Origin of the sequence: Solibacillus sp. FSL W8-0372 (assembly GCF_037969735.1) — a bacterium.
GTDB classification, from domain to species: Bacteria; Bacillota; Bacilli; order Bacillales_A; family Planococcaceae; genus Solibacillus; species Solibacillus faecavium.
On record NZ_CP150204.1, the window covers coordinates 3,680,380 to 3,696,802 of the forward strand.

A 16,423-nucleotide genomic window follows, 5' to 3' on the forward strand; every position below is an offset into this window, starting at 1 on the left:
AGGTTAATTTTTAAAATAATTTCTATTATATAAATTCAGGAGGCAATTCCATGTTTAGTTCAAAGAAGCAAGACCCGTTTTTCGCGGCATTATTAAAAATTGCTGAAAATATGCGTGAAGGCATTCACTATGCAAATGATTTCCGTATCGAAACGGTTGCAGATTTAAAAGAGATTAGTATTCGTATGAAACAATATGAAACAGCGGGCGATAAATTGATCCATGAATTAATCGTTATGCTGAATAAGTCATTTATGACGCCAATCGAGCGTGAAGATATATTATCATTAGCCATTCGTATGGATGATGTTTTAGATGGAACAGAAGGCACAATTGGACATTTTGAAATGTTCTCTTTAACAGAAATCGATGATTCGATGCGTGATTTCCTAGTCTACATTGCCAAATCAACAGATGAAATTGTAAAAGCAATGGAGCTATTAAACAAAAAGGATCTTGTTGGTATGCGTCAGCATGCGATTTTAATTAAAGATTATGAACGTGAATGTGATGAAGTATTACGTTCTTCAATCAAAAAACTATTTTTAAATGAAAAAGATCCAATTCGTTTAATTAAATTCAAAGATATCTATGAGCAGTTAGAAGAAATTGCTGACTACTGTCAAACAGTGGCAAACACAATTGAAACAATCATTATGCGTAACGCGTAAAATTTAGGGAGTCCTTTTATGAACACACTACTTATTATTACCGTCTTAGTAGTCTTTTTTGCACTTGCATTTGACTTCATTAATGGTTTTCATGATACTGCAAATGCTATTGCAACATCTGTTTCTACACGTGCCCTACCGCCTCGAGTAGCGGTAATCATGGCAGCAATTATGAACTTTTTAGGTGCCATTACATTCGTAGGCGTAGCAAAAGCGATTGCATCAGATATTGTTGATCCATTTGCATTGTCATCCCCTGATGCACCATTAATCGGTTCTGTTGTTATACTAGCAGCATTATTATCTGCAATTACTTGGAACTTAGTCACTTGGTATTTTGGGATTCCATCAAGTTCTTCACATACATTGATTGGTTCAATTGCCGGTGCAGCTATTGCAGCATCTGGAATTGGTGTTTTAAATTATAGTGGCTTTTCTAAAATTCTTATCGCTTTATTAGCTTCACCAATCATTGCTATTACTGTCGGATATATTATGATGACACTTATGAAATTCCTTTTTAAAGATATGAACCTGTATAAAACAAATAAGGGCTTCCGTATTATGCAAATTTTCACGGCTGCGATCCAGGCATTTACGCACGGTACAAACGATGCGCAAAAAGCAATGGGTATTATTACAATGGCACTTATTGCAGCCAATTGGCAAACTACTGATGATGTACAAAGCTGGGTGCGTTTCGCCTGTGCTTTAGCAATGGGTCTCGGTACATCCATTGGTGGTTATAAAATCATTAAAACAGTCGGTGGGAAAATCATGAAGATCCGCCCTGTAAATGGTGCAGCAGCCGATATTTCTTCTGCATCGATTATTTTTGGGGCAACACTAATCCATTTACCGGTATCTACAACACATGTTATTTCATCTGCGATTATGGGTGTTGGTGCGGCTCAAAATGTTAAAGGCGTAAACTGGGGAATGGCTCGTAAAATAGTCACTACTTGGATTATTACAATGCCTATCTCTGCTGTCATGGCAGCAGTTATTTACACAATATTAAACATATTCTTTTAGTTGGAGGATAGGTATGTTCCGAAATTTCTTTCGGGCAAACCTCCCTCTTTTCTTTTTTTCCAGGAATCTATTACACTGTAATTACTGAGAAAGAAAGGCGGTATTAGATGAAACAGTTCGCAGCATTTGTCACAAGGTTCGCAAAGCCCATAGTTCTTATATGGTGTACGCTTTTAGTCATTCTTGCCTATTTGGCATTACAACTTCCCGCTAAACTGCAAGGGGATGGATTTTTTTATGATGGAGATCATTCTTATGTAACAAATGAACTTTCCGAAACTTTCAACCTTCCTGCAAAAACGATTTTCGTATTGTTTGAAGATAAAACCAACAAAGAAATCAATACGGCACTTGAAAGTTTAGAAACGATCGAGGAAATACAAACTATTACCTCTCCAGTAGGTGTAGAAGAATTAAATAACAATGGTTTTGCTTACGGTCTTTTAGAGTTTGATAACTCAGTCGTCGATTACTTCCCTATTATTGATGAACTGAGAGAAAAGCTCGGTGAAAATAATGGCATTTCTATTACGGGAGAACCTGTTATTTCAAAAGATATTAATCTAGCTAGCCAAAATGATTTAATTAAAGCAGAGACAATTGGTTTACCTATTGCATTGATTGTCTTACTACTTGCATTTGGTACTATCGTTGCCTCATTACTGCCAATTTTTGTTGGTGGTGCAACTGTTGTCATGACACTCGGTATTTTAACACTTTTAGGGGATTCCGTTAACCTATCCATTTTCGTGTTAAATATTGTACCAATGCTCGGTTTAGCGTTAAGTATCGATTTCGCTTTATTATTAATCAATCGTTATCGTGAAGAGCGCAATACACAGTCAATTGAACACTCTGTACAAACCGCTATTCAAACAGCAGGGCGCTCGATTATTTTTTCCGCACTTTGTGTCATGATTGGGCTCGGTGCAATGGTTGTCATTGATGTTGAGATTTTCATGAATATCGCTTTGGGCGGAACAATTGTTGTGCTATTGGCAGTATTAACAGGGCTAACTCTTTTACCTGCAACTCTTATTCTGCTCGGAGACCGTTTAAATAAAGGACGTATTTTCCGTATCAAGCCGACTGCCTCTCGTTGGCAAAAGTTTGCCGCTTTCGTTATGAAGCGTCCCGTCACTATTATTTTCGTTGCCGTTATCCTTCTAATCATTGCAATGGTGCCGATTAAAGATATTGAGTTAACGATTCCTTCAACGGAGTCATTACCGACTTCTTATGAATCTCGCCAAACTTTCGATAAACTGGATGAAGAATTTGGCATAGCTGAAAATACACCTGTCTTCTTGCTTGCTGAAAATTACGATGACTGGGATACGACAGAAGGACGCGAAAAAATATTCGATATTCAACAACAGCTATTAGATGATCCAATGGTAGACCGCGTAACTTCTATGTTTACAGTGGCAAATATTGAATCTGCTGAAATGTGGGAAATGGCAAATAGTAACCCACAAGCACCGGGAGTACTCGATGAAGTTGCTGAAAACTTTATTAAAGAAGATAAAATGTATATGGTGGCCTATTTAAATACAACTGGTGCAACTTCAGAAGCACAGGATTTTGTACGCGACTGGATGGATAAAGATTTAGGTGTTGATTTCGCATTGTCTGGTCAAGCGAAGTTCAACCAGGAAATATTTGATGAAATAGCAAATAAGGTACTTATTGCAATTGCCATTATCATCGTTTCAACATTCTTTATTTTAATGGTGGCATTCCGATCGATTTTAATTCCATTAAAGGCGATTATCATGAACATTTTAGGGCTTGGTGCAACGTTCGGGATTCTCGTCTACATATTCCAATATGGACATTTCGGTTTGGAGGCAACAACACTTGTGTTGATAGTTCCTGTTCTTATATTCTGTTTAGTATTCGGATTAAGTATGGACTACGAGGTATTTTTAATTTCCCGTATTCAGGAGGAATATTTAAAAGGTTCGAATAATACAAAAGCAACAATAGATGGACTTGTCTCAACAAGTAAAATCATTACTTCAGCCGCACTTATTATGATCGTCATTACTGGCGCATTTGCATTTACTGATGTAATGCCTGTTAAGCAAATTGGTGTCGGTATTGCAATAGCTATTGCCATTGATGCAACAATTATCCGACTCATGCTTGTCCCTAGTTTCATGAAGCTGTTCGGCGATTGGAACTGGTGGCTGCCGTTTAGAAAAGACACGAGACCGAAATAAAGAGAAAATGAAAATAGCCATCTATCCGGATTTATGAGGATAGATGGCATTTTTAAATCACTGTAATTGGTGGGATGTGAATTTATTTGAACAAATCGAACGGATATTAGAACAACTTGAGATGATTTTAGAACATCCACAGCCTATTTTAGCATTTCTCCAACACTTATTAGCACAACACATTAGGTTATTAGAAAATCACAATTTTATTAGATGTTTTAAAAATATATTAGAACAGTCCCTTATTTATTAGAAAATAACTTAAATACTATTGTTAAAATTCCCTCTTGCCGTAGAAACAACAAGAGGGAATAGCACACTATATTAACTTAAATAAAGTAGCTCTTTATAATAATGCTGTGCCGATTTCGAATAGCTTGGCTGCTCATCGTTTTGCTGTTCAATTTGCTTCGGCTCTTTAGGCTCCCACAGCATGTAAAATGCTTGAATTGCAACAATGATAATAATGGAAGCGACTAAAATTATAGCTATGATAATTTTCACCATTTTATTCCCTGACATCTCTTTTGATTGCTGGTCCTGCCCCATCCTTCATATCCCCCACTTATCTATTTTGAAAGTCGGAAACCATCTTCACGCAAATAAGCGACAGCGTCTTCACGCGTACCGAATGTTTCCTCTAAATTTCCTTGATGATAAATATTCCAAGAACGATCGTTAAATTCGAGATTCAGCTCACTACCTTCACGAGATACCCATGTCTCGATAATAGGCAAGTCCTCTACTTCTTCTTCCGATAAATAGTCGATGGCATCACGTACAATTTCACGTAACGCTTCTTCGTCATAATCACGAATGTTCACAAGTCCATTGTCGCCTGCTTCTTTTTCATATTTTAATAAGTCTCCTACGAAAACAAAGCCATTGCCGTTAGGGTGCAACTTTTCTACAACGATTGTTTTTTCGTAAAGGCTTCCTTCAAAGTGATAATTCACACGTTTTAATGAAATTTCCTTTTTAGTCAACTGAGGAAATGATTCGATAATTTCTTGTTTTTGTTCAAATGTTAGCATTGTATGCTCCTTTTAAATGTCTTTTCAATTATTTAGTATACCGTGTTCAGTGAAAATTAAAAAGCGAAGCATATGTTTGTCACATATACCCCGCAATTTAGCAATATAAAACTATACCGTCTTATTGGCAGTCTCTTTAATGTGTTTGCGTTCTTCATAAATATTTTGAACGATTACTTTAATGACGCAGTACGTAGGTATGGCAATTAAAATCCCGATAAATCCAGCGATATTCCCTGCTGCTAATACGATTGAAATTACTGTCAACGGGTGAATATCCAAAGAGCGGCCCATAACATTTGGTGTAATTAAGTTACTTTCTACTTGTTGAGCGATAAGCGTCACAACACCCACCCAAATAACGTCAAATGGATTATTTAGAAGCGCTACAATCACTGCGGGTAAAAGGGATAGCCACGGACCAATAAATGGAATCATATTCATAAAAAATGCAAACAAAGCAAGTAACAATGAATAATCTAAACCAATGATTAAATAGCCAATGTACATCATGATTGCGAGTAAAAAGCTGACCAATACTTGTCCTTGTACATAGCTTCTTAATACATTATCAATGTCTTCTAAAGTTTTCTTCACCCATGTGCGACGTTCCCCGGAAAATATACCATAAATTTGGGGAGCAAACTTTTCATGGTCTTTCAACATGAAAATAAAGAAAAACGGCGCTAATACTAATGTTAATGTCACCGTTACCGCTCCACTTAAGAAGGACATAAGATATTTACTACTTGCGACAGCAATGTCTTGAATGGAATTGGTTACCGACCCGATAAACTCTTCTACCTGAGGAGGTAACATCGGAATATTTTCCTTATTATCTAATATAAAATCTGCTGCTTCTTCAATATCCTTCGCAATCGTCGGTGCATTTTCCACAAGTCTATTTACTTGGTTGGCAACTGGAGTACCAATCAAAATCAGAAAGCTTGCGAATAAACCGGCAATTATAAGAACAATTGTAATTAAACTTCCCCATCTCGGCATTCCGCGTTTTTCCAATATACGCTGCAACGGCTCTGAAATATAATAGAGCACTCCGCCGAGTAGTAGCGGTACAAGAATTGTCGTAAAAATAATGATAATTGGATTAAATATCGCATGAATTTCAATAAAATATTTAATAATCAGTAAAGTAATTAAAATCCCTACCCCAACTTGAAACCACAGCTTCCTTGTCATCGGCTCACTCTCTTTCTCAACTATCTTTTTCTTTTATTAATCACTATAGATTATGTACGTTTTAGCATGCCATAAAGCTTCATAAAATACAAAATAAAAAGGCATTGTTTTGCAACTGAGTATTTGCAAAACAATCCTTTTTATCTACTATAGTTTTTTATCGTCGATTGAATTTAAATAGTCCTCAATTGTGCCAATAACTGATTCTACACAGCCATCCTCAAATGGAGAAACTAAGCCGGCTTCTTCAACAAGTTTTGTGAATGCAAATGAACCGCCAAGACTACATAGGTGAAGATAGTCCTTCCAAGCTCCTTTAAAATCTTCTCGTGAACGTTTCCAAAATTGGAATGCACAAATTTGCGCTAGCGTATAGTCGATATAATAGAATGGGCTTGAATAAATATGCCCTTGTCGTTGCCAAAAAGCACCTGATTCTAAATAATCATGTCCATCATAATCACGATGTGGTAAATATTTCGCCTCAATTTCTTTCCATGCAACATTGCGTTCAGCTGGTGTCATTTGTGGATTTTCATACACGACATGCTGGAATTCATCTACTGCTACACCATATGGTAAGAATAGTAGCCCGCTGCTCAAATGTGAGAACTTATACTTATCTGTCTGATGCTTGAAGAATAGCTCCATCCACGGCCAAGTAAAGAATTCCATACTCATTGAATGGATCTCAGCTGACTCATATGTCGGCCATAAGTATTCAGGAATCCCAATATTTCGGCTTGAATATACTTGGAATGCATGGCCAGCCTCATGTGTCAGTACATCGATATCTCCGGATGTGCCATTAAAGTTTGAGAAGATGTACGGAGATTCATAATCTTCGATAAACGTACAATATCCACCGCTCTCCTTACCTTTCTTCGCAACTAAATCCATTAAATCATGCTCGATCATATAGTTGAAGAACTCGCCTGTTTCATTTGATAATTCTTCGTACATTTTTTTACCATTATCAATAATCCATTGTGGGTCCCCTTGAGGTACAGCATTTCCTGTTAAGAACGTTAAGCCCTCATCATAGAACTTGAAGTCTTCTACACCAATTCGTTCCGCTTGGCGCTCATATAGTTTTGATGCAAGAGGAACGATATATTCGCGTACTTGCTCACGGAATTTTGCTACCATTTCTGCATTATAGTCAATACGGTTCATGTTGACATAGCCTAGTTCCACATAGTTTTTGAAGCCTAATTTTGTCGCGATTTCATGTCGCAGCTTCACTAAATCATCATAAATTTGATCGAACTTTTCTTTATTTGATGCATAAAAGTCTGCAGTCGCTTTACGCGCTGCTTTACGTACTTCACGATCTGTAGATTCTGCGTATGGCCCCATTTGTGCTAATGTCAATGTTTTACCATCAAATTCAATTTGAGCAGAAGCAACTAGCTTGCTGTATTCAGACGTTAATTTATTTTCCTTTTGCATAAGCTCGATTACTGCAGGCGAGAAACCTTTTAATAAGTTTTCCGCTAAAGCAAAGAGCTGCGTACCCCACTTCTCTTCTAACTGAGCTCGGAATGGTGATTTTACCAGTTCTGTATAGTAATTAAAAACAAGCTCATCTGCCAGTGGGCTTACTTCATCAATAAAGTCACGCTCTTTTTGATAATAGTCATCATTCGTATCAATTGATGCACGTACATAAACGATATTGGCCATTGTAGAAAATGTATTGCGAATGGCGTTTAATTTTTCGATAACCTCGCTTTGCTCATCCACAGTAGTGGCAGCTTTAAACTCTTCTAATAATGCAGCTGTTTGTTCTTTCATCTGTTCTAAATCCGGACGTTTATATTCAAATTCTTTAAATGTTACCAAACTCATTCACCCCATCTAGTAATTCAAAATTCACTCTTTATTATTTATTATAATGTAAAAAATTGCAATTATTATCAGAATATTTATCCTTTTCTTATAAATAATCAAAAATAAACAGTGGAGAATTGTCGCCACCGTTTATCCTTGTAACCCTTTATATTCAATAACGACTAATTGATTCTTGAAGACCCGTAATCTCATCCGTTAAATTGCTTGCGGAAGTAGTTACAACAGACATGGCGCTTTTATGTTCTTCTTTGCAGATACATCTCCCGTTTAAACTTACCCGGCAGCCCTCTTAATAGCTTTATATTTTAAATTTACTCATTTCTGATACAACTTGTTGAGAATGTTCGTCTAATTGATTTACGGCTTTTGTTAAATCATCTACTACTTGAGTTTGCTCATCAGAAACGTAAGCTAAATTTTTTGCATTGTCTGAAGTATCATTTACCAAACGGCTCATTTCTTCCGTTGATGCTAAAATTTGTTCTGCCCCTGCAGACATTTGCTCCACAACAGCTGAGTCATCCTGAATCCGATTATTTACTTCTAAAACTGAATTTAAAATTTGATGTAACTGTTGACCAATTTCTCCTACCGCAATTGTTCCTTCTTTTACATCTGACGTTGTCATATCCATCTCGACTAAAACTTTATTTGTAATCGTTGAGAATTTTTGAAGTTGTCCTGAAATTTCTTCTGCAGATTGACGAGACATTTCAGCCAGTTTTTTCACTTCATCTGCAACAACAGCAAATCCCTTTCCTGCTTCTCCAGCGCGTGCAGCTTCTATTGCAGCATTAAGCGCTAATAAGTTGGTCTGATCTGCAATACTCGTAATAACGTTGACCATCTCTTTAATGGATTGGAAGCTATCACCCATATCTTTCACGAGTTTTGACGTATTTTCTACAGAGTTTTCTACACCTTGTATTTGAGCTACCACTTTTTCAGAGTTCTGTGCACCATCTTCCACGATACTTGTCATATCTGTTGAGATTTCTGCTATTTCATTAATTGTGTCTGCAAGCTTTTGAATACCAGTCGCCATTTCATTCATCGCTGCATTTACTTCTGTATTACTTACTTGTTGCATTGCCCCACTTTGAGATATTGTTGAAATATTATCTACCATTTTTTCATTGGAAGTATTAACACTTATAGTCGATGTTTCAATCAAGTCAACTACTTCTCCCAAACCATTTGTTCGATTTTTTAATACTTTGAAAGTTGTCGACAAATCCTCTAAGGAATTTCGGAAGTTTGTAGCAAAGACCGTAATTTCATTATTCGTTTTAAATTTAATACCTTCAATAATTGCTTTTGATTGAGCAATATCACCCGAAGCTAAATGCTCCGCAGCTACATTTAAAGTATCTAGAGGTAATAACGCACGACGTATATAGGCATAAATACCAATTAAGGCTCCACTAATGATTACGATAAATAGAATTGTCATCCATGGAACAACTTGCTTAGCAACGTCTCCTGTTAATGATCTAATATACGAGGCATCGATATCAACGCCCAAATAAGCTATTGTTTCTCCTGAATCGTTTTTCACAGGAACAATACCTGTAATATATTCACCAAATTTGTTGCTTAAAATATCGGTTGCATAGCGCCCATCCTCTATAACATGTTTGATATGTTCATATTTCGTCGCACTAGAAGAAGTGCCTATCTTTCCAGCTCCCTCGATATCATCCGCTGGCATACCGTCCACTAAAAATATAACATCCCCATCTTTTTCGGGAACAAAATACGTGTACGCGTATAACACACCGTTAAATTCACGTAGAGCATTAAGCTCTTCACGCAATTCCCAATAAATCGAATTTTCGCTTGGTTTATCAATTAACTGCTCATACTTTTCTATATCAATGAAATTTACAATATTACTCGCTACTTCAACCGTACGTTCCTTAACAGCTGACTCAACTGATTTTGAAGAGTTATAGTTCATCAAAGCCATGTTTAGCACTAGAATCACTGCAAAAATTATGCCAATTATTAATATGATTCGAGTACCTAGTTTGCCCCTTTTTTTCATAATACACCGCCTGTTATTATATTTAGATAGTTATATGTATTTTGAATTATCGAACTAATAAATACAACTGGTTCTACCTAATTCACTACATTCCTTAACAATTTGTAATAATATTGTACTAATCCCCTTATTATATTTAATATTCTTCCATCGGTAGTCTTATAAGATCGGAATCCTGCACCATAAAAAAAAGCCCAAAATTGTCTATTTTGGGCTAGAATCACTATTCTCCTAAATCAGCATTGTGATATACACGTTGTACGTCTTCTAAATCTTCCAGTGCATCGATCATCTTTTCAAATTTCACTAGATCATCACCATCTAAAGCTACTTCAGTCATTGGCAGCATCGTTAACTCTGCTACAGTAAAGTCTTCAATGCCCGCTGCTTTAAATGCTTCTTGAGTTGCATGGAATTGTTCCGGCTCAACGTAAACGATAATTGTTCCTTCTTCTTCCATAATATCACGCATATCCAAGTCAGCTTCCATTAAGATTTCCAGTATTTCATCTTCTGATTTACCTTCAATACCGAATACTGCTGTATTTTGGAACATATGTGCCGCAGAGCCTGATACACCCATGTTTCCGCCATTTTTACCGAATGCTGCACGTACTTCTGAAGCTGTACGGTTTACGTTGTTTGTTAATGCATCAACGATAACCATTGTACCTGCTACACCGAAACCTTCATAGCGTAACTCATCGAATTGCTCATCGCCGCCACCTTTTGCTTTGTCGATTGCTTTTTCAATAATATGCTTTGGTACAGAGTAAGTTTTCGCGCGTTCTAAAACTGTTTTCAGTGCACGGTTAGATTCCGGGTTTGGTTCCCCAGATTTAGCCGCCACATAAATTTCACGACCGAACTTTGCATAAATACGGCTGTTAGCTGCATCTTTACCAGCTTTTTTATCTTTAATGTTATTCCATTTACGACCCATTATATCCACTCTCTTTCGATTATCTATTCATCACGTTATTAAGAAACGAAAAAATATTATTTAACTTACTCATTATACATAAAGTCCAAAAAAAATTAAATTGCCTTCTCAAAAAAATGTAAAACCTGTAGCAATTTTTCATATGCTACAGGTTTCATTATAACTGTGAAGCCTCTAAGCTAAATGTATCGCCGCCTTGAAGTGTCCCGACATCATAGCCTTTTTTAAACCCGCGCATCCGTTGTTCACTTGTACCATGAGTAAAGCTTTCCGGTACGACATAACCTTGCGCTTCCATTTGTAATGTATCTCTGACGCAAAACGTAACACCAATGCAATAAGTGATTCACGACATACTTTGCCCTATAATTACCCTAAATAGCACTTCCTATAACGTACTGGTTAAATGACATTCATTATTTTTTTAAAATTTATCATTTAATAAAACGAGAACTAAATCTGTTTCGTCTAATGGATAAATCAATAGAAAGGAGCGCTTTTTTATATGATGCTTTCCGATGAACAAGCATTTCAGCAGGTAATGGAAACGTATAGCGATTATCTGCTCCGCATTGCCTACTTATATGTGAAGGATTGGCAAGTAGCAGAAGATATTGTGCAAGACTCCTTTTTATCGTATTACGTCAAGTTCGAGCAGTTTGAAGAACGTGCATCATTAAAGACTTACCTCGTACGCATTGTTATTAATAAATGTAAAGATTATTTGAAAAGCTGGTCATACCGAAAACAGCAATTAACAAACACCTTTTTTCAGACAAAAACAGATCCTCAGAAGATGCTTCAACAAGCAGAACGACTCGATATTGCCGAAGCAATTTTAAACTTGCCTATACCTTTAAGGGAAGTCATTATTCATTACTACTATGAGGAACTCTCTGTCCTGGAGGTTGCAAACTTATTAAGAATATCCGATAACACCGTAAAAACGAGGATGCGAAGAGCAAGACAATTATTAAAGGAAAAACTTTCTTCAGATGAATGGGAGGTGCTTGCCAATGAATGAAATAAAACGTCAGCTTAATAAAAAAATAGGTTCTACATCTAAAAGAGCGGAACAAGTAATGGCAAAAGTAAACGAGCAAAAGCGGCAAAAGCAGCCTACAAAGAAATCCAACCGATTATACTACGCAACGTTTACAACTTTTTTAGCAGTGGTTATCTTTACGTTTCTTGTAGTGAATCCGTGGTCATCAAATAACTTTAGCCAAACTACCTATACCCCACCTGTAGATGAAGAAGAAACAAAGGAAAATGTAGATTTACCATTACAAAGTTACTTTAAAGCAGACGGTGATGTTGCTTATTTTCTTGGAATGGGAAATGAATATGCAGGATTTACAGAAACAACAACCTGGCTGTTCGAGGACTACGTAGAAATATTGGAAGATAATACCGGTGCTACAATGCAAAAAATTTACCATATAAAATCTGATGCCATTGAACTCGTCTATCAGGAAATGATGGAGTTCGAAAAAAAATCGTTTACGTTGGCACAATTAAATCAGCTAGACCCTATTCAAACTATTATTAAACTTCCTCTAACAGATGGTGTTACATTTGAAGCGAAAACAATATCGTATCCAGTAAAACTGATAACACCTTACAAGGAGTATGATGACTTAGTACAAATCACCGAGGAGAGTGACGGATGGGAATGGACCTTTTATTATGATAATGGCGACGGACTTGTTGCTAGGAAAACTCTTCCAAAGGATGCTAAGGATGGTGAGGAAATATTATCATTATTAGGATCGATCAATGAATTACCAACATTAAACAAAGAGAAGGTCATTTCGTTTAAAAACCTTTCAACGAATACAGTGGAGGAAATTCCGTTTTACCGGCTAACATTTTTAAATCAACTTTTATTATACAAGTATGAGGCAGATAACTTTGAATTGACGTATGAACCCCTATTTAAATATAACGAGGCTGAAATTGGCGTTTTCAAATACAATTGTCTCGAAAAATATTGTGAAATGGCGTTCGTGAAAAGACTTGGTGAGGAAGTTACATTCGGCAGTTTAGCTTGGGGGGAATTGCGGAGCTTTAAGCGGTCACCAAATTTTGAAAATGTTATTTTTTCCATTAACCTTGATGAATATTATGAAGACACTTTACTTCCTCGAAGTATGCTTCATGTGCTCAATATCGATAAGATGGAAGTCAATATGCCAAACTCTATGCAAGATTATTTTACTTATGCATGGTATCCAATCTTTCATTATGAATGGATTGATGACACGACAATTCAAGCGGAAGTGCCTGATGTTGAAAATTATGAATCACCTACACTTTATAAGTGGCAGCAGTCACAAGAGAAAAAAAGGAAAATCATTGAAGTTTCATTACCATACTAAAGTGAAGAGCGGGGTTGATCTCTTCATCAGCCCCGCTCTTTATTATTTCATGTCTTTTAAAATATGTTCCAGCAATGCCTCGCAGCCTTCTAAACATAGATCATACGTTTCCTGGAAATCTCCTGTATACCATGGATCAGGGACGTCCTTCTTATGATTGGTCAAATCAAGAAAGCGGAACACTTTGGCATCTGCTTCTGCACGGAGCATTTCTATCGTATTTTTTACATTACTTTCATCCATACAAACAATATAATCAAAGTTATGTAAATCACCTCTTCGTAACTGACGCGCCTGCATACCGCTAGTAGTAATGCCGAATTCCTGCAGTTTCGCCTTTGTCCCTTTATGTGGCGGCTCTCCGATATGATAATTGCTCGTGCCGGCCGAATCAACTTTAATTTGAGCAGTTAAACCACGCTTTTCTACTAAATCACGCATGACTGCCTCTGCCATTGGAGAGCGGCAAATATTTCCTAAGCATACGAATAACACTTGTTTCATATTGACTCCTCCTCATAAAGAAGCCACCCTAAAAAGTCTGGGCAGCTTCTATATATTACTTCACTTCTGGATGCATTTCTTTTAGGTGGACAGTCAGTCGGTTGAGCTCTTGTTCCAAAAACTGTACCGATTTTTCACGACCTTCTTTTCCCGCTTCCACTGTAAATGGCTTACCGTAAATTAAATAGCCTTTTTGACGTTTGAATACACCTGCTGCATTTTTCGGACCGATATAGGCAGCGGGCAAAATTTCTGCCTTAGATAGTTGGGCGATTGTCACAGCACCGGCTTTTAATTCCGAGTTTTCGGAGCTTCTTGTCCCACTAGGAAATATCCCTACAACCTTTCCCTCTTTAATAAGTTGGCGAGGGATTTTAATCACACTTGGCCCTGGATTATCACGATCAACTGGAAATGCATTCAACCTTTTAATAAGCCAACCTAAGCCTTTAACATCGAACAATTGCTTTTTAGCCATAAAATGTACTTCTCTTGGCAACATCGATATTCCCAAATTTAAAATGTCGATATAGCCATTATGCGTACAAGCAATGACAAAGCCTCCTTCTTTCGGTATATTTTCTTTCCCATATACCTTTGCTTTTGACCCGTTAACTCCTAAAACACCATATACAATATTTGCAATAAATTTATACACGTTTCATTCCTACCTTATGTTTGATTCTCAATCTATTGTAATCTATAGTCGTATTGCTATACAATCATTACTGTTTTGGTGTAGATTTTGCAATTTCTTCGACTAACTGAGGCAACCAATCATCAATATGACTAAATTTAAATCCTAGTTGCTGTGATTTATCATTTTTCATATACCATGAAGCAGGGATTGCATATGGCGAACGGATTTCCTCTGTACCGAGCAGTGCTATCTTTGCGCGTTCACCTGTTTTTTCTTCTATAAGTGAAATCAAATCTTTTAATGCGATAACACCATTAGCCGTAGCATTAATTGGACCTTCAACATTTTCCATTCCGGCCCACATTAAAAATCTTGCAGCTTCTGTTGCTTGAATGAACGACATTTCCGCATCCATATTGCTAAATCCTATCGGCTCATTATTTACGATGCGTTCAATATGGAAATGCAATCGGCGCGTATAATCATCCGCCCCCATCACAATAGGGAAACGAACAGCCACTACTGGGAAATCGGCAAATCTATAAAAAACCGCTTCCGCTAAACGCTTACCTTCACCGTATGAAAATTCATGTGTTTCACCCATAACGATTTCATATGAAGTTGGATCAAAATCCACCTCTTCATGGAGCTTGCCATCTGCCTCATATGTAGCTAATGTAGAGGTGAAAACGAGTTTACCGATATTACCATTAAAAATGTCGCACAGTTGTTTCGCTTCATTCGGTGAATAGCAAATATTATCGTAGACAATATCAAAAGTGCGGCTTTCTAAAGCCTGCTCAAATGCAGCTTTATCTTTACGGTCGACTTTAATATGTTCCACCGCATCACCAAACGGATTTTCAGAAACCCCGCGTGTTACAATCGTTACTTCATGCTTTTGCTCTAATAATAATTCCACTAATTTCTGTCCAAAAAAACGCGTTCCACCTAATACCAAAATTTTCTTCATCCACCATCACTCCATTCCAATTAATAAATCCAAATCAATTGTAATTTCCCGTAATTGAATACTTTCTTTTTCTTCAATGTGCCAGCCCATTGGTGTCATTTCAAGTAAGTTTTGTACTAGATCTACTTCAAGTGGAACGGTATACGTAATTCGCTTCACTTCGACATGTGCAAAGGCTGTCTTAAAACGCTCTACGGTTTGAGCATTTGTATAGCTTTCCTTTTCAGAATCTGCAAATGCTTGCTTGCGTAGCTCCATTAAATAATTTTCCTGGGGAACAATTTTAATAACTTTTCCCCCTGGCTTCAGCAATCGTTTAAATTCCTCATAGTTTGCTGGTGATAAAATATTTAGGATGGCATCAAAGGATTGCTCATTATATGGGCTATTCGCCAAATCACCCACGCACCAAAGCTGTTCATTATAAAACTTTGCTGCTGCCATGATTCCTTCTTTTGAAATATCTATTCCGATGCCAACAGCACCGTCTAATTGCTCACAGATGCGGTGTAAATGAGACCCTTCTCCACAGCCTGTATCTAAAATGACCGAATTTTGCTGTATAATTTCACCGGCAATCGCTTTTTGCACTTTGTCATATATTCCCGCATGAATAACCTTATGGCGTGACTCGAATAGCTCTTTGCCATACATCGACTGGACTGGTCGATTTAACATATATAAATAACCTTGTTTTGCTACATCAAATGTATGATTCGAAGGACAGCTCATTTTCCCTTCATCACTCATATTCATTTGCTGTTTGCAAATAGGACAAGCAAAAATTTTACTGTTTAATTGAAATTGTTTAATACTTAACGCTCTTTTTGATAATAGACCCACGATGGATCCTCCTTCGTATGTGTTCGCTTGTATCGTACCATAAACTGATAAAAATAAAAAAAGGAAATAGCCC

General features: G+C 36.9%; 15 protein-coding genes and 1 pseudogene. 5 read left to right on the forward strand and 11 right to left on the reverse strand.

Features of this window, described 5'->3' with window-relative positions:
• Nucleotides 1-50 precede the first annotated feature (50 nt).
• The 3 genes from MKY13_RS18780 to MKY13_RS18790 all read left to right on the forward strand — a co-directional run bounded on the left by MKY13_RS18780 (nucleotide 51) and on the right by MKY13_RS18790 (nucleotide 3,931).
• Nucleotides 51-671 carry a DUF47 domain-containing protein gene (locus tag MKY13_RS18780; RefSeq protein ID WP_191701397.1) on the forward strand — a complete coding sequence of 207 codons (621 nt, stop codon included), beginning with the start codon at nucleotides 51-53 and terminating at the stop codon, nucleotides 669-671.
• 18 nt (nucleotides 672-689) lie between these two features.
• Nucleotides 690-1,706 carry an inorganic phosphate transporter gene (locus MKY13_RS18785; RefSeq protein ID WP_339214429.1) on the forward strand — a complete coding sequence of 339 codons (1,017 nt, stop codon included), beginning with the start codon at nucleotides 690-692 and terminating at the stop codon, nucleotides 1,704-1,706.
• A 107-nt stretch (nucleotides 1,707-1,813) separates the two neighbouring features.
• A complete protein-coding gene (locus tag MKY13_RS18790; protein ID WP_339214431.1) occupies nucleotides 1,814-3,931 on the forward strand; it encodes an MMPL family transporter in 2,118 nt (705 codons plus the stop codon).
• A gap of 324 nt (nucleotides 3,932-4,255) precedes the next feature.
• Here MKY13_RS18790 and MKY13_RS18795 read toward each other — a convergent pair whose 3' ends face one another.
• The 7 genes and pseudogenes from MKY13_RS18795 to MKY13_RS18825 all read right to left on the reverse strand — a co-directional run.
• The gene (locus MKY13_RS18795) at nucleotides 4,256-4,480 is read right to left on the reverse strand and encodes a hypothetical protein (RefSeq protein ID WP_339214433.1); all 225 of its coding nucleotides are present in this window, start codon (nucleotides 4,478-4,480) and stop codon (nucleotides 4,256-4,258) included.
• 20 nt (nucleotides 4,481-4,500) lie between these two features.
• The gene (locus tag MKY13_RS18800) at nucleotides 4,501-4,965 is read right to left on the reverse strand and encodes a hypothetical protein (protein ID WP_339214435.1); all 465 of its coding nucleotides are present in this window, start codon (nucleotides 4,963-4,965) and stop codon (nucleotides 4,501-4,503) included.
• Nucleotides 4,966-5,076: 111 nt separating this feature from the next.
• Nucleotides 5,077-6,165, reverse strand: coding sequence for an AI-2E family transporter (locus tag MKY13_RS18805; protein WP_191701402.1), 1,089 nt, complete (start codon nucleotides 6,163-6,165; stop codon nucleotides 5,077-5,079).
• 147 nt (nucleotides 6,166-6,312) lie between these two features.
• Nucleotides 6,313-8,010, reverse strand: coding sequence for a M3 family oligoendopeptidase (locus MKY13_RS18810; RefSeq protein ID WP_191701475.1), 1,698 nt, complete (start codon nucleotides 8,008-8,010; stop codon nucleotides 6,313-6,315).
• A gap of 307 nt (nucleotides 8,011-8,317) precedes the next feature.
• Entirely contained in the window at nucleotides 8,318-9,979 is a 1,662-nt protein-coding gene (locus MKY13_RS18815; protein WP_339214436.1) for a methyl-accepting chemotaxis protein, read from the reverse strand.
• 310 nt (nucleotides 9,980-10,289) lie between these two features.
• Entirely contained in the window at nucleotides 10,290-11,009 is a 720-nt protein-coding gene (locus MKY13_RS18820) for a YebC/PmpR family DNA-binding transcriptional regulator (protein ID WP_191701404.1), read from the reverse strand.
• A 157-nt stretch (nucleotides 11,010-11,166) separates the two neighbouring features.
• Nucleotides 11,167-11,319, reverse strand: a pseudogene (locus MKY13_RS18825) (neutral zinc metallopeptidase); the annotation flags it as partial.
• A gap of 195 nt (nucleotides 11,320-11,514) precedes the next feature.
• Between MKY13_RS18825 and MKY13_RS18830 the strand changes: the two are divergent.
• Both MKY13_RS18830 and MKY13_RS18835 read left to right on the forward strand, forming a co-directional pair.
• Nucleotides 11,515-12,033, forward strand: a complete 519-nt coding sequence (locus MKY13_RS18830; protein WP_225231358.1) for a sigma-70 family RNA polymerase sigma factor — start codon at nucleotides 11,515-11,517, stop codon at nucleotides 12,031-12,033.
• Nucleotides 12,026-13,390 (forward strand): hypothetical protein, encoded by a 1,365-nt coding sequence (locus tag MKY13_RS18835; RefSeq protein WP_191701405.1) that lies wholly within the window; start codon nucleotides 12,026-12,028, stop codon nucleotides 13,388-13,390. The genes MKY13_RS18830 and MKY13_RS18835 overlap by 8 nt, the downstream gene beginning before the upstream one ends.
• Before the next feature lie 42 nt (nucleotides 13,391-13,432).
• On the opposite strand, the gene MKY13_RS18840 is transcribed toward MKY13_RS18835, so the two are convergent.
• The 4 genes from MKY13_RS18840 to MKY13_RS18855 form a co-directional block, all read right to left on the reverse strand.
• Entirely contained in the window at nucleotides 13,433-13,894 is a 462-nt protein-coding gene (locus tag MKY13_RS18840) for a low molecular weight protein-tyrosine-phosphatase (RefSeq protein WP_191701406.1), read from the reverse strand.
• Nucleotides 13,895-13,949: 55 nt separating this feature from the next.
• A complete protein-coding gene (locus tag MKY13_RS18845) occupies nucleotides 13,950-14,552 on the reverse strand; it encodes a lysophospholipid acyltransferase family protein (protein ID WP_191701407.1) in 603 nt (200 codons plus the stop codon).
• A 67-nt stretch (nucleotides 14,553-14,619) separates the two neighbouring features.
• Nucleotides 14,620-15,507, reverse strand: a complete 888-nt coding sequence (locus MKY13_RS18850) for an NAD-dependent epimerase/dehydratase family protein (RefSeq protein ID WP_191701408.1) — start codon at nucleotides 15,505-15,507, stop codon at nucleotides 14,620-14,622.
• Nucleotides 15,508-15,513: 6 nt separating this feature from the next.
• A complete protein-coding gene (locus MKY13_RS18855; protein ID WP_191701409.1) occupies nucleotides 15,514-16,350 on the reverse strand; it encodes a putative RNA methyltransferase in 837 nt (278 codons plus the stop codon).
• Between the last annotated feature and the right edge of the window lie 73 nt (nucleotides 16,351-16,423).

Bases quoted from the DNA above. Each gene is read 5' to 3' on its own strand.
- MKY13_RS18780 (WP_191701397.1), top strand. From the start codon at position 51: ATGTTTAGTTCAAAGAAGCAAGACCCGTTTTTCGCGGCATTATTAAAA.
- MKY13_RS18785 (WP_339214429.1), top strand. From the start codon at position 690: ATGAACACACTACTTATTATTACCGTCTTAGTAGTCTTTTTTGCACTT.
- MKY13_RS18790 (WP_339214431.1), top strand. From the start codon at position 1,814: ATGAAACAGTTCGCAGCATTTGTCACAAGGTTCGCAAAGCCCATAGTT.
- MKY13_RS18795 (WP_339214433.1), bottom strand. From the start codon at position 4,480: ATGGGGCAGGACCAGCAATCAAAAGAGATGTCAGGGAATAAAATGGTG.
- MKY13_RS18800 (WP_339214435.1), bottom strand. From the start codon at position 4,965: ATGCTAACATTTGAACAAAAACAAGAAATTATCGAATCATTTCCTCAG.
- MKY13_RS18805 (WP_191701402.1), bottom strand. From the start codon at position 6,165: ATGACAAGGAAGCTGTGGTTTCAAGTTGGGGTAGGGATTTTAATTACT.
- MKY13_RS18815 (WP_339214436.1), bottom strand. From the start codon at position 9,979: ATGAACTATAACTCTTCAAAATCAGTTGAGTCAGCTGTTAAGGAACGT.
- MKY13_RS18820 (WP_191701404.1), bottom strand. From the start codon at position 11,009: ATGGGTCGTAAATGGAATAACATTAAAGATAAAAAAGCTGGTAAAGAT.
- MKY13_RS18830 (WP_225231358.1), top strand. From the start codon at position 11,515: ATGATGCTTTCCGATGAACAAGCATTTCAGCAGGTAATGGAAACGTAT.
- MKY13_RS18835 (WP_191701405.1), top strand. From the start codon at position 12,026: ATGAATGAAATAAAACGTCAGCTTAATAAAAAAATAGGTTCTACATCT.
- MKY13_RS18840 (WP_191701406.1), bottom strand. From the start codon at position 13,894: ATGAAACAAGTGTTATTCGTATGCTTAGGAAATATTTGCCGCTCTCCA.
- MKY13_RS18850 (WP_191701408.1), bottom strand. From the start codon at position 15,507: ATGAAGAAAATTTTGGTATTAGGTGGAACGCGTTTTTTTGGACAGAAA.